The organism is Pseudomonas cichorii (assembly GCF_003700275.1).
Lineage (GTDB): Bacteria > Pseudomonadota > Gammaproteobacteria > Pseudomonadales > Pseudomonadaceae > Aquipseudomonas > Aquipseudomonas cichorii_B.
On sequence record NZ_RBRE01000061.1, the window covers coordinates 1 to 21,936 of the forward strand.

The 21,936-nt window shown below is 56.0% G+C and carries 11 protein-coding genes and 1 pseudogene; 7 read left to right on the forward strand and 5 right to left on the reverse strand.

Features of this window, described 5'->3' with window-relative positions; all coding sequences use genetic code 11:
* Positions 1-56 precede the first annotated feature (56 nt).
* The 3 genes from ALQ04_RS16940 to ALQ04_RS16950 all read right to left on the reverse strand — a co-directional run bounded on the left by ALQ04_RS16940 (position 57) and on the right by ALQ04_RS16950 (position 3,483).
* Positions 57-1,511 (reverse strand): DUF726 domain-containing protein, encoded by a 1,455-nt coding sequence (locus ALQ04_RS16940; protein ID WP_122316912.1) that lies wholly within the window; start codon positions 1,509-1,511, stop codon positions 57-59.
* Positions 1,512-1,807: 296 nt separating this feature from the next.
* Positions 1,808-2,092, reverse strand: coding sequence for a hypothetical protein (locus tag ALQ04_RS16945; RefSeq protein WP_147466607.1), 285 nt, complete (start codon positions 2,090-2,092; stop codon positions 1,808-1,810).
* Positions 2,093-2,181: 89 nt separating this feature from the next.
* Entirely contained in the window at positions 2,182-3,483 is a 1,302-nt protein-coding gene (locus ALQ04_RS16950; RefSeq protein WP_122316914.1) for an ankyrin repeat domain-containing protein, read from the reverse strand.
* A gap of 350 nt (positions 3,484-3,833) precedes the next feature.
* Here ALQ04_RS16950 and ALQ04_RS16955 point away from each other — a divergent pair, with 350 nt between their 5' ends.
* The 3 genes and pseudogenes from ALQ04_RS16955 to ALQ04_RS27295 all read left to right on the forward strand — a co-directional run.
* Entirely contained in the window at positions 3,834-6,131 is a 2,298-nt protein-coding gene (locus tag ALQ04_RS16955) for an AAA family ATPase (protein WP_259645028.1), read from the forward strand.
* Positions 6,128-7,432 (forward strand): McrC family protein, encoded by a 1,305-nt coding sequence (locus ALQ04_RS16960; RefSeq protein ID WP_122316915.1) that lies wholly within the window; start codon positions 6,128-6,130, stop codon positions 7,430-7,432. Before ALQ04_RS16955 ends, ALQ04_RS16960 begins: the two co-directional genes overlap by 4 nt.
* Before the next feature lie 91 nt (positions 7,433-7,523).
* Positions 7,524-7,685, forward strand: a pseudogene (locus ALQ04_RS27295) (inovirus-type Gp2 protein); the annotation flags it as partial.
* 177 nt (positions 7,686-7,862) lie between these two features.
* On the opposite strand, the gene ALQ04_RS16970 reads toward ALQ04_RS27295, so the two are convergent.
* Together ALQ04_RS16970 and ALQ04_RS16975 are read right to left on the reverse strand one after the other, a co-directional pair.
* A complete protein-coding gene (locus ALQ04_RS16970) occupies positions 7,863-9,590 on the reverse strand; it encodes a DEAD/DEAH box helicase (protein WP_122316917.1) in 1,728 nt (575 codons plus the stop codon).
* Complete coding sequence (locus tag ALQ04_RS16975; protein WP_122316918.1) at positions 9,571-14,352, reverse strand: DUF3883 domain-containing protein; 4,782 nt, start codon at positions 14,350-14,352, stop codon at positions 9,571-9,573. Before ALQ04_RS16975 ends, ALQ04_RS16970 begins: the two co-directional genes overlap by 20 nt.
* A gap of 175 nt (positions 14,353-14,527) precedes the next feature.
* Between ALQ04_RS16975 and mads1 the strand changes: the two genes are divergently transcribed.
* Genes mads1 through ALQ04_RS16995 form a run of 4 tightly spaced genes read left to right on the forward strand, consistent with a single transcriptional unit; the run spans position 14,528 to position 21,935 of the window.
* Positions 14,528-14,758 carry a methylation-associated defense system helix-turn-helix domain-containing protein MAD1 gene (gene mads1, locus ALQ04_RS16980; protein WP_122316919.1) on the forward strand — a complete coding sequence of 77 codons (231 nt, stop codon included), beginning with the start codon at positions 14,528-14,530 and terminating at the stop codon, positions 14,756-14,758.
* A gap of 7 nt (positions 14,759-14,765) precedes the next feature.
* Positions 14,766-17,459 (forward strand): type I restriction-modification system subunit M, encoded by a 2,694-nt coding sequence (locus ALQ04_RS16985; RefSeq protein WP_122316920.1) that lies wholly within the window; start codon positions 14,766-14,768, stop codon positions 17,457-17,459.
* A complete protein-coding gene (locus tag ALQ04_RS16990) occupies positions 17,456-18,769 on the forward strand; it encodes a restriction endonuclease subunit S (RefSeq protein ID WP_122316921.1) in 1,314 nt (437 codons plus the stop codon). The genes ALQ04_RS16985 and ALQ04_RS16990 overlap by 4 nt, the downstream gene beginning before the upstream one ends.
* A gap of 13 nt (positions 18,770-18,782) precedes the next feature.
* Positions 18,783-21,935 (forward strand): type I restriction endonuclease subunit R, encoded by a 3,153-nt coding sequence (locus ALQ04_RS16995; protein WP_122316922.1) that lies wholly within the window; start codon positions 18,783-18,785, stop codon positions 21,933-21,935.
* Position 21,936 lies beyond the last annotated feature (1 nt).

Consider the following 21,936-nt stretch of genomic DNA (forward strand, 5'->3'; position numbering starts at 1 on the left):
AGCAGGTTTGCCCGCGAAGGGCCGCAAAGCGGCCTAACGGTATCTGGTGCACATCTTCACTTCCTGAACCCGCGCTCACTCCCCCAATGAACCCGCGCAAAAAATACTATGGCCACTGCCGGCACCAACGCCGAGTAGCCAGGTTTCAGTGCGGTCTTGAAGTTGGTCGCCCAGCGGCCTTTCATCTGCTTGCCTAGCAATCCGGGTAACGCCGACAGCATGTTCCAGCTTGCCAGTTGCGTGATGTTGAGCGTCCCGTCGGTGACTGTCAGCGTTTGGGAGGTTTCCACCTCTGGAGCAGCGGCTGAAGCTTTGACGTAGGAAGGCAGGGTCAAGCGCTCAGCCAATGCGTCGACATGGCTGAAATAGGTGTCCGCAGGCATGGCCTTCGCTGCGGCAATAGGTGAACTGCTGAAGGCATGGCCCTCCGGGAACGCGTTGTCGAACACTTGGCGAACCAACAGCGCCTCTAACTCCACGACGGCGCCGCAACGTTGCCGGTCATTGCCCAGGTCGAAGTGCTCCACTAGCATGTCCAGCAGCGCGGCGTAGGCAATGCCCCGGCCTCGCACGAAATTCACCATGCAGTGGCCGCCCAGGTGCTGCATTTCGCGGATGAAGGAGTGCAGCGGTTGTTGCTCGTCGATGCTGGTCCAACTGCTGGTTTTCAGGTGCTTGATGCCTTGGGCCAGTACCTCTTGCGGGACGCCCTGGAGCAGGCCATACAGCAGGACGTCGTTGAGCACCGGGTCTTGCAACTGGGGCTGGCCGAGTTGTTGGCCGTTGAAGCCGGCAAACTGCGTGCGCATGAGCACGTCATGCAGTTTCGGCCAGTAATCCAGGTGGCCGAACTTGGTCATTTCAACGTTATCGAAGGGCTTAACTTCATGCCGCCCCAGGCACTTTTCATCGGCATTGAGCAGCAACACACCGTCCGACTTGGAGTAGGCGTTAATTACACGTTCTGCGGTGTCGTTCAACGCCTGCGCTTCGTCCGCCGACACTTCCACAGCTGCAGCCATCAACAGCACGTCATTGATGACCAGGTCGCACGCATCGCGGTTTTGGGCCAGTTTGCGCAGCGCGCTGATCACCACTCGGCCGCCCAAAGAGTGGCCGACAAGGTTTACGTGGGTGACATAGGGGTAGTGCTCCAGCAGGTAGTCCCCCAGCTCATCGAGCAGGACTTCGCCAACGAGATTCGCGTATTTGCGGGACATCGCGAAATGCACGGCCCTGTCCCCGGCAAACGCCGCCAGCGTTGCTGCGGGGTGCAGGCGCGAGGCGCCGAAGATGACATTGCGCGAAAGCTTGCCGATTGAACCGAAATGGCTGGATTCCCAGAACGTCAGCAGGTTGATATCGGTATTCAGGGCCTGCGGAATCTGGCTGACCAGCAGTGCCCGGTCGGTGACGTTGTGGCCTGCGGAGTAACCGTGGATAAACACGTTGGCGGTGGTGGTAGTGCTGTTGAAGGATTGGGTAGTGAAACTGAAGTGCTGGGGTTTCAAGGGCGAGAGCTCCGTGCGAGGGCGCGATCCACAGGGGCTTAGCATGTCAGGCTGGGTGGCAAACTGCCAGCATATCCTCTCTACATTGCAGCGGGAATTGTCCAGCTCAGTGGATACAGAAATAGCTTTTGTGCTGTTTTTCTGTGCAATTCGCAGCTTTAGAGTGGTGCTTCGATATATCTCTCAACGCAGATTGGACTTTCAAACATAAGTAATAAATTGTCAGGAAAAGTGGCCCTGGTTACGGATCTGGATAATTTGAAATAACCGCATATTCATATGAACTTTCTATATTTTTAGCAGTTAGGTTTTACCTGTGGAATACCGATTGGAATGCTAATTTTGTAATTCGGTGCAGTGAAAGCAATGGTGCGCAGAGGTTCATCTCCAAATATTAAACGGATTTGTGAGCGGCGCTCGACCTCCACACCCATAAACTTGCTTTCTAGGTTAGCGATGCTCACCAGCATGATCTTCTTGCTAAGGCTGGCGGCGAAGGCATTTGTCGCCAGTATCCTGGCGATACCTGGTGGGCCATGAAGTTCAGGATCGTGCCCTGCCAGTTGGGCCCACTGCGGCAAAGCCTCACTCGAAGTAGACTGTCTGATAATGCTCGATGTTGGCGACCGCTTCTTCCAGTTGTTGCAATAGAGCGCACGACATCTCGACGTCACGTTTCATGGTGAGGCGTGGCGTCGCGCAGCGAAACTCTACCTTGAGCTGGTACGGCTTGGCTGGAGAGCGGCTCGGCCACCCCTTCCAGGGAGTGCAGGCGGGTTTTGCTGCGCAGGGGGGCATTCGACGATATCGGTAAAGCATTTTCTGGGTTAGCCACGGTGTGTAAAGAAGAGCTGTTTACTGGCTCGATGTGCATCACACCTTTAGTATTGAATTGATGCGTGTAATGGGTGCGGAAGAACCGCTCCATCTCCACCAGGTAGTAATGGCGCTGGAGGTAATCGACGACCTCTGAGTTGGCATCTGGTTTGGCCAACGACAGGTCCTTCTTCGCCCAGCCCAGTGCCGTAAGGCCATCTGAGTCAATGGCTGTGACCTCTGCGCCAGCGCTCAGGAGTGCCTTCACCAGCGTGAGATGGCCCGCGCGGCTACGTACATGAGCGCCGCGCGCGGCGTACATCAGTGCAGTCCTACCTTTGGCATCGGTGAAATCCACCGTTGGTTGCAGGCGGGAAACTACGGCACCGTGGGGGTGCTTGCCGCGGATATCGGCCAAATAGATCAGGGGCGTCTGGTGCCGCTCGTTGAGTACGTCGTCTGGTACGAAACGCAGCAGCGCTTCGCAGGCCTCTAGATCGCCCGCTGCCGCCGCGAGATGCAAAGGCGTATTACCGTTCTCGTATGCTTCCGCGTCGCTCAAGATGTAGCGCTGCTCTCGCAGATACTCGCCCAGATCCTCCTTGTCGCCAGACTCGCACGCCGTTTTGAATGCTCGGGTGTTGAGTTGCTGTGCGCTGTAGTGTTTCGGCGCTCTCTGCCCGAAGTAGCCGTCCTGGTCGATGGAGAGCGAGGAGGGATCGTGTGCTGCGGGGCTCTGATCTCGGTCCTGCCAATGGTGCAGGTCATTCCAGGTCCAGGCTTTGCCGTCCTGCCAGTGACAAATCGGACGCCAATCATCGTTGGCCTCGATGATGACATGGCCCTTGACTCTCAGCGGCGTCCCGATCCATTGGCTGAGATGATTAGCCAGTTGGCGCAAGAATCCATTTGGGAGTTTACTGCTGCCTGCAAGGTGAAGCTCGGGGCTGCTGCCCACGCCTGTATCCCAGTTATCTTTCATCCAGAGAGTTGCGGGGCGTTGCTGCGGTGTTTTGTATGCCCACAGCTCGGCGAACTCCCCGATAAATTTGGAGAAATTGGCTTGAGTCTCGGGGGAAATGGCCCGCAGGTCGACGGCCAGGTAAGCCACGGCCGCTTTTGGTGTCCGTACGATCGTGCTGTAAGGCTGACTCATGATGGTGACTTATCCCTGTCTTGATTGCCGCGGCGACGTCAGGGCCAGCGCTGCGGTTGGCTGGCGTGAAGGTAGAGATTGAGGAGCTCTAGGGGCGTGTGAATGATTCGCACCTTGTTGGGTGTCGACGGGTGAACGATAACCTTTAGTGGCGAAGTGATGTTGGGTTATTTTGTTGGGGAGAATGGATCGTTAATGCGGTGGCGGTGGGCTGGTTTGATGAGGTGGTGGGCTCGTATATGATCGAGTTCGGATATTGCTAGGGCCATGCGGGCTCAGGGCGAAGCGTATCGAGCTTTTTCAAGACCTCGGTTGCGCCTGTTTGACGCTCAAAAAACTGGAGTACGCCTGTGAGTGATGTGCAAGGAAAGCTGTTCAAAGTCTGGTTGACCGATACCGGAAAATCACCGAATACCGCCAGTAGCTACCGTTCTGGCCTCAATACCATCAGCAACCACTTGGGGCGCCAAGTGCTTCTGATCACCGATGTGGATGAGCTGACCACGCTCTACCGGCAATATGGCCCAGGCGGTGAATTTGCGCAGATTGGTGCGAGCAACAGCAACAACGTGCAGAACGGGTTAAAGCAGTGGCTTGAATACCAGCGACAGATCGCGCGAGGTGCGATTGAGGGCTATGCCGATCAGCGTGTGATTCAGCTTCTGGACAAAGGTACCGCTGAGGAACAGGCGTGGGTCTGGATGCTGCTCAAGTACTTCCGTGAACACTACTCTCAGGCCGATCACTGGACAGTGAATATTACCCCAGCGGATATTCGAATTGGTGTGCGTGAGCAAAACAGTTTGAAAGGGAAGCCCGCATTCACCCTTTACTGGTACGGAGGTGAAATTTGCTGTTCAGTTCGCGGGGTCGCAGATCATCGGGCGCTGATGGACGCGCAAGAAGAAGGCTGGGAAATCAGCGCGCAACGCTGTCCCACTCACGCCGATGTAGAGGCTTGGATGAGCACCGTTGACAAGGTACTTGAGAACCGGCAATTACCATTGAAGGGGAGTGGGTTGGTACCTAGTGACTATGGCCAGGCTGAGCCAGAAGGTCCGGAGGCCGTTATCGACTTGTCGGCAACCAAGCCCCCGCTGAATCAAATATTGTTCGGCCCACCCGGTACCGGCAAAACATACGCCACCATCAACCAGGCATTGGCAATTCTTGCGCCCGAGTTCCTAGCGCAGAACACCGGCAATTCTCCTGAAACTCGCCAGCGGTTGAAAGCCGAGTTCGAGCGCTTGGCTTCTGCGGGGCGCGTGCGCTTCGTGACCTTCCATCAGAGCTTCAGCTATGAAGACTTCGTCGAGGGCATCCGCGCGGATTCAGACAGTGAAACGGGGCAGTTGCGTTACCCAGTGGAGGCGGGGGTATTCAAGCGCATCTGCGACGACGCCAAGACGCAGCCTGTTGCAGACTTAGGGGTTCGCCCCAACGCTGCCATCTGGAAAATTTCCATCGACGGCTCTGGCATGTCACCCAGCAAAAACTATTGTCTGACGCATGGCGAGGCCCGAATTGGATGGGGCGATAGCGGGGACTTAAGCGAAGACTATAAAGCCAATGACTATTACCAGGGCCTAGGCTCCGGTGATAAAGGCACACTCAATTACTTTGCTGAGCAAATGGCAGTGGGGGACGTTCTGCTGTGTATCCAATCGGCCGAGAAGGTCGGCGCCATTGGAGTAGTGACCAGCGAGTACCGCTATGAAGCTACGGTGCCCGATGGGGTGAAACCTGATTATCAGCATGTGCGCTCAGTGCGTTGGCTTTATCGGGACATTAACCTGTCCATTCTCCCCATCAACGATGGCTGTCAGTTCACGTTGAAAACCGTCTACGCGATGAACCGCTTCACCTGGGCAGACTTGCTGACCTATCTGCAGCACGAAGGTGTTAAGGCTGTCGAACCCTCAGTATCCACCTCGCCAGCGGACACGCCCTATGTGCTCATTATCGATGAGATCAACCGGGGCAACGTGTCGCGTATCTTCGGCGAGCTGATCACCCTCATCGAGCCTTCCAAGCGCGATGGTGCGGATGAAGTGCTCAGCCTGCAACTACCCTATTCAAAGAAGTCGTTTACCGTGCCGCAGAATGTGCACATCATCGGCACCATGAATACCGCAGACCGTTCGCTGGCCGGGCTCGACATCGCGTTGCGCCGGCGTTTTGTGTTCAGAGAGATGTTGCCAGAGCCACATTTGCTGGATGGTACTACGGTAGAGGGGGTGAGCATTGGCCAGTTGCTGAGGGTGATGAATCAGCGTATCGAAGTGTTGCTCGATCGTGAGCACTGCCTGGGGCACGCCTACTTTATGCCGTTGTTGAACGGCGGCACGCTGGCGCAGTTGGAGCTTATTTTCCGCAACCAGGTACTGCCGCTGTTGCAGGAGTACTTCTTTGAAGATTGGCAACGCATCCAATGGGTATTGAACGACCACCGTAAAGACGATCTCGATCGTTTCGTGCAGCGTGAGTCCCAGAACTTGCTGGCGCTATTTGGCGATAAGGTACCTGCGCAGGACCAAGTGTGGCGTATCAACCCACAGGCATTCAGCCGGCCGACGGCTTACGCCGGCGTGATCAGTGCCCATGCCAGAACTCAGGATGCCAACAACCCACAGGAGCAAACGGTGTGAACACGGACGTTATCGTTCGGGAGTACGCCAGGCTTACCACGGCGCCGGTGCCGCCGGGCAACCTGGATTGCGCGCACATCTCGGAAACGGCGTTCGACTGGCTGTGCGACCTCAGCGCGAGCTTCAACCGCGCTGGCGCGACCCTGCTGCAGGTCGAGGGCCGGCAGTCGCTTAAATGGGACAGCTATGTGGGCGTTATCGAAACCCCCTGCGGCACACGGCTTGAAATACTGCCCAAGCATTTCGAACAAGGTGACTGCGTGCTCAAGAGCCGCACGCTGTTACGAAAGTTGATTCAAACGGCGCTTTTTCTAAAGCCGCGGCAGGTATCAGTTACGGCGCTGGAGTTGTTCGATGCCCCGCTCACTGAATGGGTGATGGGGCAGTATCTGAATGAGCTGGATGCCTTGGTGAAGCGCGGTATTCGTTTCGACTACTCGCGCGTCGAGGAGGAGCGGCCTTTTTTGCGTGGCCAACTCGATGTCGTGGCGCAACTGCGCCAGCCCCCGGGCCGGCAGCACCAGTTTCAAGTGCGTCATGACATCTACCTGCCGGACCGTGCGGAAAACCGGTTGCTGAAACTCGCGTTGGAACAGGTCGCCAAGGTAACCCAACTGCCTGCCAACTGGCGTCTCGCCAACGAGCTGCGCGCCTTGTTAGCAGAGATACCTGCCAGCCAGCACGTCGCACAGGATTTCCGCCTGTGGAGCCGCGATCGCCTGATGGCACATTACGGCGCAATCAGGCCCTGGTGCGAACTGGTCTTGAACCAGCAGATGCCGGTTGCGGTGCAGGGCACTTGGCAAGGGGTAAGCTTGCTTTTCCCGATGGAGCGGTTATTCGAGAACTATGTGAAGCAGTCGCTTGGCAAACAGTTAAGGCCGGGTGTTGAGCTGACAGCGCAGACCTCGCAAGCGGACCTCTGCCGCCATGGCGACAGAGGAATATTCCGGTTGAAGCCGGACTTGCTCATGGATACTTCCGAGCAACGCTGGGTGTTGGACACTAAGTGGAAACGCATTGACCAACGCAACGCTGAGCAAAACTACAACCTGAGCCAGAGTGATTTTTACCAATTGTTCGCTTACGGCCATAAATACCGTAACGGCGGACGTGTACCGAGACTGGTGCTGATTTACCCATACTGGGCTGGTTTGCAGCGGGCGTTGCCAGTGTTTGATTACGGGGAGGGGCTGAAGTTGTGGGCGCTGCCGTTTGATTTGGAAGGGGAGTGCTTGCTGGATGCTGAGGTAGCTGGTGTGCCGTTGGAGGGGGAAACGCTCGGCACGGTCAGGGCATAGCGTTGCTTGCTGCGGTTGTGGCGTGCTGCATTGCATTCACATTGACCTGCTTTTTGTCAGCATTTCGCTCATCGAACTGCTGGCGGCTCCGTTGGTGCATATTCCAGACAATGAGGAGTGCCGAATAGACCGGTATGTCTGCCCTGGTGATCGGGATCTACCTGAACTGTTCTGTCGTGCCAGCTACTTGTGCGAGACAGCTACGAAGTCTTACGGAGGCCGCCAGCGAGGGTTCGATTCCAGCAGGGGATAACGTCGGCGCTGGCTCGTGCTCTACAGTAATTCTCTCCTTTTCGCAGTGTGCCTCTTGCTTGGATATGTTATGTAATTTAGGCGGGGTACCTCATCAAGTGCCGACCGCTTGCATCCATCAAAGGTGCGGGGGCGCACCTTTGGAGGCTGCACATCGCACAGAGTGGACGCAAGCCGCTCAATAAAATAGGTGCTCGCCTTGGAAAGTCGCGCAGGTTGCGGCTGTTCCGACAACGACGAGAAGAGACTTTGCCCTGCTCATGCCGACATAGAGCAACTCCTCGCTGCGCACTAAATCGATGGTATCTAGGCCCCACAGAATCACAATCGGAGACTCGAGTCCCTTGAAGCGTTGAATTGTGTCGATCAGGACCGTATTGCTATTTCGAGCGCTTTCCTCGAGCCAACTTGCTGGCTTCGGCAGGGGAAGTCTCCTCAACGCCGCGTAGTAATCGGCTTTACGCCGCGCGTCAGCAATCAAGACAGTGATGTCGCCAGCAAAAACGCCCTGGCGAGCGATGAGGTCGACAATACGGGCGTTAATCTTTGCAGCCTGAGCATCGCGCCCGGGCGACGCCTCGAACTGCACATTGTCGCCTTCGATATCGGGGGCGCTGACTGGCACCCCTTTATAGTGCCTGTATGCAGCTACATGGATCGGAGCGGTGTTCCGGCAATTCGTTGTTAGCGTGAACGGCTCCTCGCGTATCGGAAAGGTGCCAGCGCGCGCGTAAATATTCTGGTTGTCATCGTAGAAGACGTATAGCGGTGCGCGTTCGTAGTCCGATAGCAAGAGTTCGAGTGGAACCCAGAACTCATCACGGAAATCTTGCCCTTCGTCGCACACGATCGCGTCATAGCGGTCGGGAAGAATTTCAAGCGAATACGCGAAAGCATTCGGTAGTTGGACGTCATAGAGATCTTTGCCTGGGTACGTCACCTTGGCTTCTGCAACGAGATCCCGGCCTGATACATGATTTGCTTTTTCAACCTGTCGATAGCAAAGCTGGTGGAAGCTCATCACATCCAGGTTGCTCGTGCCGAAGCAGGTGCTCGACAAGTGATCCGCCAACTGCCTGTTGTAACAAGTCAGGAGAGTCTTGAAGCCTTCCGATGCGAGGCGGCGGGCCTTCTCAAGTGCCAGAACAGTCTTGCCGGTACCGGCACCGCCGCTTACGGCGACCCTCCGATGTGAGCGCAGGAAATCGAGGACGCGCATTTGGTCCTTTGTGAGCACCAGTCTGCGTGCCTCCTGATCGGCAAGCCGCGACGCGACCAGCGGAGTGACGACAAAGGATCTCGCAAACACCTCTCGGACTACGTCAACGCCACGACGACCTATCGGCGTGAAACTTCCAGCTTCGTTGCCCCAGTAGGCAAAGGCCCCATCGATCCACGATTTGGGATCTTGAAGAGACCTGGCCGAGCCAATCAGGTCAGCAGGCATGTCCGGCCGGCTTAGTGCATTCGCGTCACCAACGTCAGGGAAGAAGACCGAGTGAGCACGAAGCACACTCCCCAGGCCAAGGTCACGCCACCGTGGATGCTCGTTCAGCTTTGAGCGAATCGAGTACTTGGCCTTTAGCGCCTGACTGATGGGGTTGTTGATGGGGTGCTTGTGTCGATGGCGGTCTACCGAAAACCATTCACCAGAGCTCGCATCAAATCCGACGCCACCGCCTTTCACCTCGATGCAGAGATAGCCGTGGTCGGGATGGCATACCAAGAAATCCGTTTCTCCATCCTTCGCTTGCTCTTCTTCCCGGCGCAAGATCCACCCGACTTGGAAAAAGACGACGTAATCCTGCGGGAGCTTGTCTCTCAGAGCTTTGTAGACTTTCGCTTCGGCTTGCGATGGAAGGTCATTGAGTTGCGCTTCAGAAAGCTCAGGAATAATTGTCGTCATCGGAGTCTTCCAGAATGCACATGCGGTGCAAGTTCAAGATCACGTTGGGGGTCGCCTGCGACTTTCCGTCAAACAGCACCGTCAGTAGCTTAGTGTTTCCACGGGTAATGACATCCCGAATTTCTCCACATCCCACGTCCTGGTGCTGTATCCGGGCTCCAGGAATGAAAAGTGCGGAAGGCTCGGCTCGTTCCTCCTTTACCGCGTCCCGCCAGTTGCCGTCAAACATGAAAGCGGTAACTTGGGCTGCCGGACTTCGGATAGGGTGTACTCGTATGTGCTCAGGGTCAGAAACGAACTCAACGACATACAGCCAGTAGCGGTCCCCGTAGTCTTGAGCATTGCTAAATTGGAGACGTGATAGACCGACGCCGGTTTGGTTCCACTCTCCGTTTACACCCTTCACTTCGACGAACCGGTCTTCGCCGGTCATTGGGTTGCGGCTGATGATGTCGTATCCAGGATGTGTTTGAGCCATCTGCTCCGGCACACGGCCGCGCTCCCTTTCGTAGGCGCATACCGCCTCACGCGCAACGATCTCGACAGCCAAATTGTGCTCCGACGGCCCCTCCTGATCGCCAGCTTCTGAGGAGGTCTCTTGTTTTAGTCGAACGTAGGAAAGCAGACGCCGATCCCACTGTTCCTTATGCTTTGGGCGTGATTTCTTCGCACGCTGCTCGCCTTGCACTGATCGAGTGCTGCCACCTTCGCGGGTTGTAGAGCCATTTCGTTTGCTAGCGTCCTGGCCTGAACTCTCAGAGCCTTCTCCTCGGCCGGGTCGCTCTGACGGCTCTGCTCTACCCTGGTGTCCGGAATCTTCGGTCCGTGGTTTCCGCTCTTTGCCGCGGGGGTGGGTTTCGCGCTTGTCAGAATTCTCATCTGGTGCAGGCGCCTTATCACTTTCCTTGCGGCTGGAAGGCTCCGTGGCATCGCTCATCTCATCAAGGTCGGGTGAAGTCAAATCCCCAACACTGCTGGCTTCCGCATCCAGATACGGAATGCCGGCATCGCTTAACTCACGATGGGCTTCCTCAACCGTCATCCCCATTAAAGGGCGAACACTGAGCGTCAGCTTAGAGATTTCGCTCCCTGACTCTTCTGGCATTAATTGATGGAATAACGCGTTGAGAATATGAGCCCAACTGCGATCGCTAACTGGGCGAGCGAGGATCAAGCGCCCGTTCTCAGGCTCGTAAAACGCCTGTGCCGAGGTAGGAGGAGCGATTGCCTGATCTCCCCCAACATGGACGGAGGCTTGGATGCGGACCACGTTGTGGCTGACTGCCTTCAGGCCCGAGAGAGCAACTCGGACCTTTTTCTGAACAGTTGTCGGCTTGTCGTGAAGCAAGCGGGCGAGGATGTCCATCCGGTCCATCAGTTTTTCGGCGAGCGCGGATTCGTTGGCTTCCGGTCCATCTACGAACTCAAGTGCAACCTGCGCGCTTTCACTCAACCGTCTGACGCCGACCATTTCGATGAATGGCCAAAGCTCCGGTGCCGGCTTGCACAGAGCTTGGTCGAGTTCGCCTACGAAGAATCCTGCGTGCCACTCGCTATCTTGAAGCAGCACCTCGTCCGGATGAGTAAGTCGACCTTGCAAGTTCAAGATGGTTGGCGCTTCCTGCAAACGCCGCAGGTCGGATGACGTCAACTCCTCGTGCTCATGGGCGGCAGACACACTGGTCAGGCAGATGTCATAGACTGCCCGATCTGGACCTGTCACAGACTTGGATTGTTCGAAATACTCACCAACGATGTCGAGCAGGATGTCGATGAAATCCCGGCCTGCCGGAGCATTCTTTACCCCGATTGCATCAAAGAGCGGCTTGAATGACTCGTAATTGCCCGGAATGGTGTAGGCGTAGCGCCCGAGTTGTTGCGCTACCCAGTACAGCTGGTTGGGGCGAACGAACGTCTTTTGGCTTTCGACGTAAATACACCGCGAGCCAGCGAGAGTAGCAATGAGCGGATCTGATCGTTGCGCGCGCTCGTTTAACACCTGATACGTCGAGACGTGGGGTTGCACCCCCATTGTGATGCAGTGCTGCAGGTGGTTGATGACCCGCTGGGTTTCGGGGTTGATGGCAACATTCAGTTTTTCCAGCAAGTCTGTTTTCAGACGTACCGTATTCCTGAAATCGAGGATATTGGCTTGAGAACGGAAAGCGTCAGCCCGGTAAGGGGCGTACAGGGAGTCGGCTATGTGCCACTCTTCCGTGTCCCCATCTGCAGGGAAACACGCCGCCTGTTGAAGATCACCAAGGGCATCCTGAAAGGCCTTCTTTTCTTTCCAATCTTCGTAGTTGTCGCACAGGACGTAAAAGGCCTCACTGCTGGCACGCTTGGCATTTTCGGTTGGTAGGTATTTCTCAGCAATGGACAGCATTCGATCGACCAGGTGTCTGGCGATCGGTGATCGCCGGATTCCCAGGCTGTCGATAAAGGTGTGCACCGATCGCGTATTGGGCACACGGCTGGCGTCGAGCCACAGATGGATCGCGTCACCAAGTACTTTCACGAGATCGTCAGTGCGGCGATAGGTGTTGACCGGCCGCGACCAGCCCCCATCTTGCGTAGGAACGATCGGAAGCGACCCCAGCAACCGACGGATGTCATCGTCGTTCACCAGGGTTGGGTGATTGGCGAGCTCGCTGATGAGCTGGCTGAACTTGGTTGAGTCTAGCGGACCGTCTTCGCCGAAAAATGTCGGTAGCACGGTCTGCACAAACGCCTCGATCGTCTGCGTCTGTACTCCCAGTTTTGTCGATAGGAAGTCCCTGGCTGATTCGGTCAGGACAGATACGTCTAGCAAATCCGCCTGGCCGGTCGGGTCTATGAAGTTTCCCGGCAGAAGCGCTTGGTTGGCTTTCACCAACCCGCGACTTGATAGCCATATGGGCAGACCGCGCAGTTTTTGATAAACCGTCTTCTCAACGGTGGCTTGATGGTCCAGGTCAGCAAACAACGAATAGATATCGCGTAGGTCCTTCGGGTCGACGCCGATGACTTTTTCGACCGGTTCGGTTTCGCACATCGAACTGATGTGCGAAACCACCGCGTTGAGATCGAGCAGCTTTATCAGCCGAGTGATCTTCGGGAGCTCTGTGAGAACGCGGGAGGCAATGGCGAGCCTGGGCAGCAACGCCGCAATACGCTCCGCATCCAGTGCGGCGGAGGCGACGTACGACTGGTTGATGGTCACCGCGAAAAGATCCTCGGTGACAGCAAACGGTAATGCCTGCAAGCGTTGCACTGATGGATTCGCGCTCGGGTTGGCCGTTCCCGACTCCGGAAGAAGGTCGTTGATGATGCTCCAGAGAGGGCGATAGAAATGCTCCAGCCTCTCTTGGTTCACTTGCGTCGCTCCTGCCACTTGTTGCGCCGTCGCGGATTCCAGCAGCACAACCAGACGTTCGAGCGTCAGAATCGGTGCGCCCAGCTGGTTCATCGCTGTTAGGAACGGCCGCAGTTCTTCGGCGACGAGTCTGCCTCCCGCCTCCAGCAGTGCCTTTGCTTGGTAATCGTTCAAAGGGCTGCGTGGCAGGAACACTCCGTTGGGCCGCTGGAGACTTCCGTCCTGTGCCCCAGCAATATGTGCTTGTGTCGCGGTGGCCTTTAGGCGCTCCCAAAAACGCTTGAAGCAAGGTGGATGCCCTGACGGCTTGGAGGAAAGGTCGTATGCCCGCCCAAGGATCTGCCACAACTGAACGGGTCCAAGCATTTGCAGCAGGCTTTCGGGATCTCGAGCCAGTTCAACCGCTGCGGCGTCGATGAGCATCTCGTTCCACGCCTGCTCGTGTTGGTGTCCGGCGAAGATCAAAGCTTTGCGATCGGATTCAGGGAAGAAATCGGCGTTGATGTGCAGGGGGAGCCCTGTGGACTGTTCGGTGGGCAAGAACGCGTAGAGCAGGCCCTCAGCCAGTGGCTCAGGATCAATTCGCAGTCCGATGCTTATTTTGGTGCTTCGATGAAGTGTCTCCAGTCTAGGGTGCGTCACGTACAAGCGCTGGGCCATATCCGCTGCATCGGCACGGAGGATTTGCCAGTGCTCAACGATACCGCTGGGGCTGAAACTGACAATGAGGTCCGAACCGTCACTCCTATCAAGGTCGCAGGCCAGCAGGAGCTGCCCATTTCGCCGCACCTCAGCTTTCTGGACATGGCGAAGAAACAACAGGCTCTTGCGTAGAACTGTTTGGAAGTCAGCGGCAAGCTGATCGATGTGTGCAGGGCTGACATGGGAAACCCCAAGCGCGAGCCGCGCCTCCGTATTGGGATTGTCTGCCCAGGGCAGAAAGAATGAGGTGCCGTTTGGCTCTTCGAAAGCATCAATGAACCATTGCCCTCGCTCGGGGTAAAGCGTCAGCTTGATGCCCGACGAACGGATCTCGGGATGGTCCGTCACCTGATATGTGGATACGAAGCCGATGCCAAAACGACCGATATTCTCGCCACGTGACAGCTTTCCGCCGCTGCCGACATCCGTTATGCGATGGTAATCGCACTTGTAGTTGCCTTCGGCAAGAAACGCGCATTGCTTATCCAGGTCGCCACAGTGGGTGAACTGGCCGCTGTTTCGCACCAGCAAGCCGCTATCCGTGATATCGAATAGGATTTCCTCAGCTTTCGCGTCATCCGCATTCTGGATGAGCTCCAGCGCCATCACGTCGTAGCCTTGCAGCCCGGCCAAATGGCTCCGGATGTTGCCGAGGAGGTTGGCGGTGTATGAGCCGCTTGCCCTGGGTTGGGTTGCCTGATCCATTTGTGCTCCCGGAGTTGTTAAGGGCGGGCTTTCGGGTTGCAGTCGACACCTCGCTCAGTACGACGCTGGATCCCACGCTCTACCAACTATTTGTACATAGATGCTCAAGTTAGCCGTATCCTTGCCAAAATTACCATCACAACGGGTGCGGGCCGCCACAGCGGCTTAGAACACGATGAAAGACGAGACCGGCGAAATACTCACCCTCGACGACGTGGCTGCCTACTTGAAAGTAGGTAAGCGAACGGTCTATCGCTTGGCGGCAGCCAAGAAGATCCCGGCCTTTAAGGTCGGAGGGACATGGCGCTTCTCGCGCACTGACATCGATATGTGGATCAAACAGCAGTCGATGGAAAGTTTGAACGCCTGCCAGATAGACGATACCGCCAAGAATCCAGAAAAGTGAATTGTTCATGAAGCAAGAAAAAATAACTCTTTCCCAGCTCGAAGGCTTCCTCTTCAAAGCCGCCGATATCTTGCGTGGCAAGATGGACGCCAGCGAGTTCAAGGAATTCATCTTCGGCATGTTATTCCTCAAGCGCCTGTCCGACGAGTTCGACCTCAAGCGCACGGTGCTGCGCAATACCACCTACGCTCACCTGAAGGACCAGCCGGAGCTACTGGAGGAGCTGCTCAATGACAAGACTTCCTACGGTGACACCTTCTTTGTGCCGCCCCGCGCCCGCTGGCAGGAAAGCTGGCTCGACGAGGAAGGTAACGAGGTGCCTCCTCTCAAGCACCTCAAGCACGACATCGGCAACATGCTCAACAAGGCCATTGCCGCCATCGAGGATGAGAACGACGCCCTGTCCGGGGTGCTGAAGAACAACATCGACTTCAACGATATCAAGGGTAAGACCAAGATCCCTGATCAGAAGTGGAAAGACCTGCTCGATCACTTCAACCAGCACCAGTTTGTGCTGGTCAATGACAACTTCGAGTTCCCCGACCTGCTTGGTGCCGCTTACGAATATCTGATCAAGTATTTTGCTGACAGCGCTGGCAAGAAAGGCGGCGAGTTCTATACGCCCGCCGAGGTGGTGCGGCTGCTGGTACAGATCACCAAGCCCCAGGCCGGCAACACCGTCTATGACCCTACTGCTGGCTCCGGCGGGTTTCTCATTCAGGCGCACCAGTATGTGGAAGAGCAGGGTCAGGACCCGAATGACCTCGCCCTCTACGGCCAGGACAGCAACGGCACGGTCTGGTCTATCTGCAACATGAACATGATCCTCCACAACATCACGCGATTCACCATCGAAAACGGGGATACGCTGGAAGACCCGCAGATTCTTGAAAACGGCCAGCTGCGCAAGTTCGACCGCGTGCTCGCCAACCCGCCGTTCTCGCAGAACTACAGCCGCTCCAACATGACCTTCACCAGCCGCTTCCGCGAGTTCTGCCCGGAAACCGGTAAGAAGGCCGATCTCATGTTCGTGCAGCACATGATCGCTAGCCTCAAGCCCGACGGCCACATGGCCACCGTCATGCCCCACGGTGTGCTGTTCCGCGGTGGCAAAGAAAAACTCATCCGCGAGTTACTCATTGAGGACGATTATCTAGAGGCCATCATCAGCCTGCCGCCCGGCCTGTTCTACGGTACCGGCATCCCCGCCTGTGTGCTGGTGGTCAACAAAAGCAAACCCGACGAGCTGCGCAACAAGGTGCTGTTCATCAACGCGGACCGCGAATACGCCGAGGGTAAGAACCAGAACAAGTTGCGCCCCGAAGACATTGAAAAGATCGACCATGTCTTCAGCCACAAGTTGACCATCGATAAATACAGCCGTCTGGTGGACAAGGAGGAAATCGTAAAGCAGCACGACTACAACCTCAATATTCGCCGTTACGTGGACAATACTCCCGCCCCCGAACCGGAAGACGTACAGGCTCACCTCATTGGCGGCATTCCCGAGAGCGAAGTTGTTGCCAAACAGTCTGATTTCGACAAGTTTGGCGTGCGGCCCGACACCCTGTTCGAGCCCCTGCGTCCAAACTATCTATCCTTCCGTTCCACACTAGATACCAAGGCTGCCATCAAGGCAATACTGGTGGCGGACGAGAAGCTGCAATCCAGGCTCGAGGGACATCACAGCGTACTGGAGCAATGGTGGCAGGTGGCGCGAGATGACTTCGCCCAATTGAGGGAAGGTCGCAAGCTGCCTGACGTGCGCAGCGAACTGCTCACCACGCTCAAGCACAAACTCCAGCCGTTGGGTGTGCTGGATGAATTCAAGAGCGCGGGAGTGTTCGTCAACTGGTGGCAGGCCATCCGCTACGACTTGAAAACCGTCGTCTCTACCGGCTGGCACCATACGCTGATCCCGGATAGCTATCTCATCGCCGAATACTTCCAGAACGAGGCCGACGAAATTGAGGCGTTTGAAGGCAAGATCAACGAAGCCCAGGGCGAACTATCCGAGGCCGTTGAAGCTGCAGCGGAAGCCGCCAGCTACGAGTCGGAAGAGGCCGAAGGCGACGAAGGCGAAGCCAAACTCACCGCCTCTGTCATCAAGAAATACCTGAAGGCCCTGATCGACGACCTGGCCGATGCCAGAACCGACTCCGCCAGAAAGGAACGTAAGCAGTACTACGACCTGCGCGACGGTATTAGCGCTATCGAAAAGCGCATCAAGGACCTAAGGGACCGGCTCAAGATAAAGCAGGGCGAGCTGGAGCAGAAGCTGCAACTAAAACGTGTCGGTGGAGAAGAAATAAAGGCTGAAATCAACACGATTATCTCCCACGCCAAGGGCGCTGTTCAGACTCTGAATCCGGCAGTAAAGGACCAGAAGAAAAAACTTACTGGCGTGCTTAAGGACCTGGCAGCGCTGGAGATGCGACTCGCCCGCATCGATGGCCTCCTCGCGGCCATCGGAGGTCGTCTTAGCGAAGTGGACGCCAAGCGCCTGATCCTGAGGAAACTGCACGACATCGCCAACAATGAACTTCAGTGCTACCTCAACGCCGAGAAGCGTGCGCTGATCGCCATTGTCGAAAATCTGTGGGGAAAGTATGCGGTGTCGAGTCGGGTGATAGAGGCGGAGCGGGAGAGCACGCTGTCGGTACTAAACGGGTTCTTGCTGAGGCTGGGGTATTTGAAATGACGTCTTCTGTTAACACAAAAGCGCTAGGGGACTGTCTGCTCGGCCTTGGTCGTGGTCAAAGTCCGAAATATGTTGAGGGTGAATCCCCAGTCCGTGCGATCAATCAAAAATGCATTAGAAATGGAACAGTAGATGTCACTTATTCACGAGCTCATGATCCATTGGGGTTTGTCAAAGAGTTTGCCCTTCTTCTGGATGGGGATGTCTGCATCAACAGTACCGGCACTGGCACTATAGGGAGAGTTGGGCTTTGGGCTCCGTTTCCAAGTGAAACGGATCGTTTTTTTGCCGATTCACATGTGACAATTGTTAGGCCGAACACCAAAGTTGTGAATTCGGCCTATTTGGCGGCTGTGCTACAAAGTCCGGCGGTCCAGACAGCCCTAGAAACATACTGCTTTACAGGGAGCACAAATCAGGTCGAGTTGAATAAAAACGCCTTGTCTGATCTGAAGCTATCTCTGCTTTCTCGTGATGAGCAGGAAATAGTGGCTGAGGTGATAGCGAGTATCGATCGTGTCGTCCAGAAAACCGATGCGCTCATCGTCAAGCTACAGCGTATCAAAATAGGACTGATGCAGGACCTTCTTACAAGGGGTATCGACGAACACGGCAACATCCGTTCTGAAGCTACCCACGCCTTCAAGGATTCCCCACTGGGACGGATTCCGGTGGAGTGGTCCTACAGCACATTCGGTGAGTTGTGGGCAGGGGGAGCGCAAAACGGCATATATAAGCCGCAATCCGCATATTCAGAAAGCGGGACTCCCATAATGCGCATAGACAGTTTTCGCAATGGCGATCTGATCAACTGTCAGGAATTTAGACGCGTTGAGCTCACGCGGGCAGAGATACAATCGTTTGCTCTGAAATCTGGAGATATCGTTGTAAATAGGGTTAATAGCATTGAGTGGCTTGGTAAGACCGCGCTTGTGGGGGATCTACGTGAGGCGACTGTTTTCGAATCGAACATGATGCGAATTTGTATTGATCATGAACAATTGATCCCAGAATTTGCCATTCTGATTTTGAGCAGTTCTCGTGTATACCGGCATTACTTAAGGTGCGCTAAGACGGCGGTAGCTCAAGCGAGCATAAACCAAGAAGATGTGCGATCGATCCCCATCGCTTGCCCGCCTCCTACCGAACAGGCGGAGCTTGTTAAGCGTGTCGCTACTTTGCGAGACCTAATCGATGGCGTCTCTTTGGCGGCTCAGAAGATCGTGCTTCTAAGAGCCGGATTAATGCGCGACCTCCTCACCGGGGAACGCCGCCTCACCTCGCACCTCGCACAAGTCGCTGCACAATAACAAGGACTCCCGTATGGCCTACCAGGATAAGACGCCCGCACACATCTGCATCGATGAACGCAACCACGTCGAGAAACCGCTGCTTGATCAATTGCAGGAACTGGGCTGGGAGGTCATGGATCTGGAGATGAAGCAGGAGCCGGGTCAGAGCTTTCGCGAAAATTTTACAGAGGTGGTGCTGGGGCCGGTAGTGCGCGAGCAGCTGAAGTTGATCAACCCCTGGCTGGAGGACGACCAGGTGGAGGAAGTCGCTAGGCGTCTCACTGCTGGCTTCCCCGGCAACAACCTGCTGGAAAACAATCGCCATGCGCTAAGCCTGCTGCTGGAAAACACAAGTGTGGCGGAGAACCGCCAGACTGGCGAAAAGAGTCCGACCGTGCGCTACATCGACTTTGCGACCCTGTCCAACAACCGCTTTATTGCCATCTGCCAGTTCAAGGTGCGCATTCTCGGTACCGAACACCATATTGTGCCGGACATCGTGCTGTTCCTGAACGGCTTGCCGGTGGTGGTGATCGAATGCAAGTCCCCAAAGGTGAAGGAACCGATTCCTGAAGCCATCGACCAGATGCTGCGTTATAGCGAACAGCGCGGAGCAAAGGGTGAGGGCAGCGCGCCATTGTTCTACTTCAATCAGTTCGTGGTGGCCACCTGCCGCAACCAGGCTAAGTTCGGCACCATCACCACCCACATTGAAAAGCACTTCTACCGTTGGTCAGACCCCTGGCCGCGCACGGTGGAAGACCTCGCCCACGGCGGTAGCAGCCCCAACGACCAGCAGCGTCTAGTGGCGGGGATGCTAGACCGGCAGAACCTACTGGACATCATCCGTACCTTCACCATTTTCTCGGAATCGGACAAGGGCGAGCTGATCAAGGTTGTCGGGCGTTACCAGCAGTTCCGCGCCGTGAAGCTGGCGGTCCAGCGTCTGCTGAGCGGCAAGACCCCGAGGGCGCGCAGCGGTATCGTCTGGCACACCCAGGGCTCCGGTAAGTCGCTGACCATGATGTTTATGGTGCGCGAGATGTACCGCCACGCCCAGCTCTCAAAATGGAAGGTAGTGTTCGTTACCGATCGCACGCAACTGGAGCAGCAACTCGGAGATACAGGCGGCAGTATCGGCTTTACAGTAAAGGTGGCGGACAGCATCGCCAAACTGAAGGGCCTGTTGCGAAGTGACTCCTCCGACCTGGTGATGGCGATGATCCACAAGTTCCGCGAGGCGGATTTGTCGGAAACCTTCCCGGAGTTGAACAGCAGCGCGAACATCCTGGTAATGACCGATGAGGCGCACCGCTCGCAATACTCTTTGCTCGGCGCGAATCTGGACAGGGCTATCCCCAACTCAGCGCGCATTGGCTACACCGGTACACCCATCGACAAGACCGAAACGGTGTTCGGTGACTATATCGACAAGTACACCATGCGCCAGGCCATTGAGGACGGCGTAACGCTGGAGATCGTCTACGAAGGCCGCACCCACAACGCTGAGTTGGCGGACCAGGCTAGCATGGACAGCGTATTCGCCGACGTGTTCAGTGAATACAACTTGGAGCAGCGGCTGGATATCCTTGGTTACGGATCCCGCGACGCCTATCTAGAGGCGAAGTCCACCATCGTGGCCAAGGCCACGGATATGGTGGAGCACTATCTGGAACACGTGTTTCCCAACGGATTCAAGGCCCAGGTGGTGGCCACCTCGCGTGAGGCTGCGGTGCGCTACAAGGACGCGCTCGATGCAGCTTTGGCGGCGACCCTCGAGAAGTTGGAGCAGGCCAATCCGCTTAACCTCGACCTAGAACTGTTGAAAAAGCTCAAGACTGACGTGGTGATCTCCGGTAGCCACAACGACCTGCCCCACATCAAGGCCTACAGCGACAGTTCCCGACACCAGCGCACCATCAAGAGCTTCAAGTTGCCCTTCGACGGCAACGACGAGGGTGTGACCGGCGATATCGGTATCGTGATCGTCAATAACATGTTGCTGACTGGCTTCGATGCGCCCATCGAGCAAGTGATGTACCTGGACAAGGTGATTGTTGCCCATAACCTGCTGCAGGCCATCGCCCGAGTGAACCGGGTAGGCGGAGCAGCCAAGGAGAAGGGTTTTATCGTCGATTATGTGGGTATCGGCCATCACCTCAAGAAGGCCATCGACAACTATGACGAACGCGAGCAGAAGGAAGTGCTCGACTGTCTGAGCTTCCCCGAGGACGAATTGCGCGCTTTGCAGGCCGACTACAAAGCCACCATGGATCTGCTGGAAAAGTACGGTCTGACCGACTTCAACGACCACGATGCCTTCTTTGACCTGTTCTACGACGAGGATGTGCGCTTTGAATTCATGCTGGCCTACAAGAAACTGACCCGCAGCCTCGACTTGGTTTTTCCTGCCAAGGAGGCGCTTGGGTACCTAAAAGCTTACAACGCGCTGACCGAGATCAATGTGCTGGCCGGCCGCCACCTGAACGACCAGCGTCTGAGTATGAAGGGAATTCCGCCCAAGTTGCGGGCGATCACTGATGAATATCTGGCCTCGAAAGGCATTGAACAGAAGGTCAAGCCGATTTCGATCCTCGACGAGGACTTCGAGAGCCAGGTTGGTAAACGTAAGCGCACCAAAACCAAGGCCGCCGAGGTGGAGCACGCCATCCGCCACCATCTGGACATAGAGCTGGATGACGACCCGGAGCTGCAGGCTTCTTTTTCCGCCGCGCTCGCGGAGACCCTGCAAGAATTCGCCAACAATTGGCAGAAGATTTACGAAGAGCTGGAGAAACTGCGCAAACGAATCATCGAAGCTGCCAACGAGCCGACCTATGGCCTGCACAAGAAAAAGCAGATGCCGTTCTTCCGCATGCTTCAGGCCGAGCTGGGTAATGCCATGGACCAACACCCAGGCTACGCAGGAAAACCCGATGAGAGTATCGCCGTGCTGATTGACCTGACCCAACAGATCTACTTAGTGATTGAACGTGAGTTGAAACTGGCAAGTTTCTGGGAAAGTGTTCCGGCGCGTAACAAGCTGAAGGCGGAGATTCAGCAGATTCTGCTCTCGGAGTCCTTTGCTTCGTTGCCAGGGGTAGTCTCCCTTCGTCATCAGATCATCTCGCGCGTGATGGAAATCGCCGAGAAGAACAATGACCGGATTCTCTACGCGAGTTGAT

Excerpts from the sequence above, each read along its gene's own strand:
- ALQ04_RS16950 (WP_122316914.1), bottom strand. The coding sequence starts at position 3,483 with ATGAGTCAGCCTTACAGCACGATCGTACGGACACCAAAAGCGGCCGTG.
- ALQ04_RS16970 (WP_122316917.1), bottom strand. The coding sequence starts at position 9,590 with ATGACGACAATTATTCCTGAGCTTTCTGAAGCGCAACTCAATGACCTT.
- ALQ04_RS16975 (WP_122316918.1), bottom strand. The coding sequence starts at position 14,352 with ATGGATCAGGCAACCCAACCCAGGGCAAGCGGCTCATACACCGCCAAC.
- mads1 (WP_122316919.1), top strand. The coding sequence starts at position 14,528 with ATGAAAGACGAGACCGGCGAAATACTCACCCTCGACGACGTGGCTGCC.
- ALQ04_RS16985 (WP_122316920.1), top strand. The coding sequence starts at position 14,766 with ATGAAGCAAGAAAAAATAACTCTTTCCCAGCTCGAAGGCTTCCTCTTC.
- ALQ04_RS16990 (WP_122316921.1), top strand. The coding sequence starts at position 17,456 with ATGACGTCTTCTGTTAACACAAAAGCGCTAGGGGACTGTCTGCTCGGC.
- ALQ04_RS16995 (WP_122316922.1), top strand. The coding sequence starts at position 18,783 with ATGGCCTACCAGGATAAGACGCCCGCACACATCTGCATCGATGAACGC.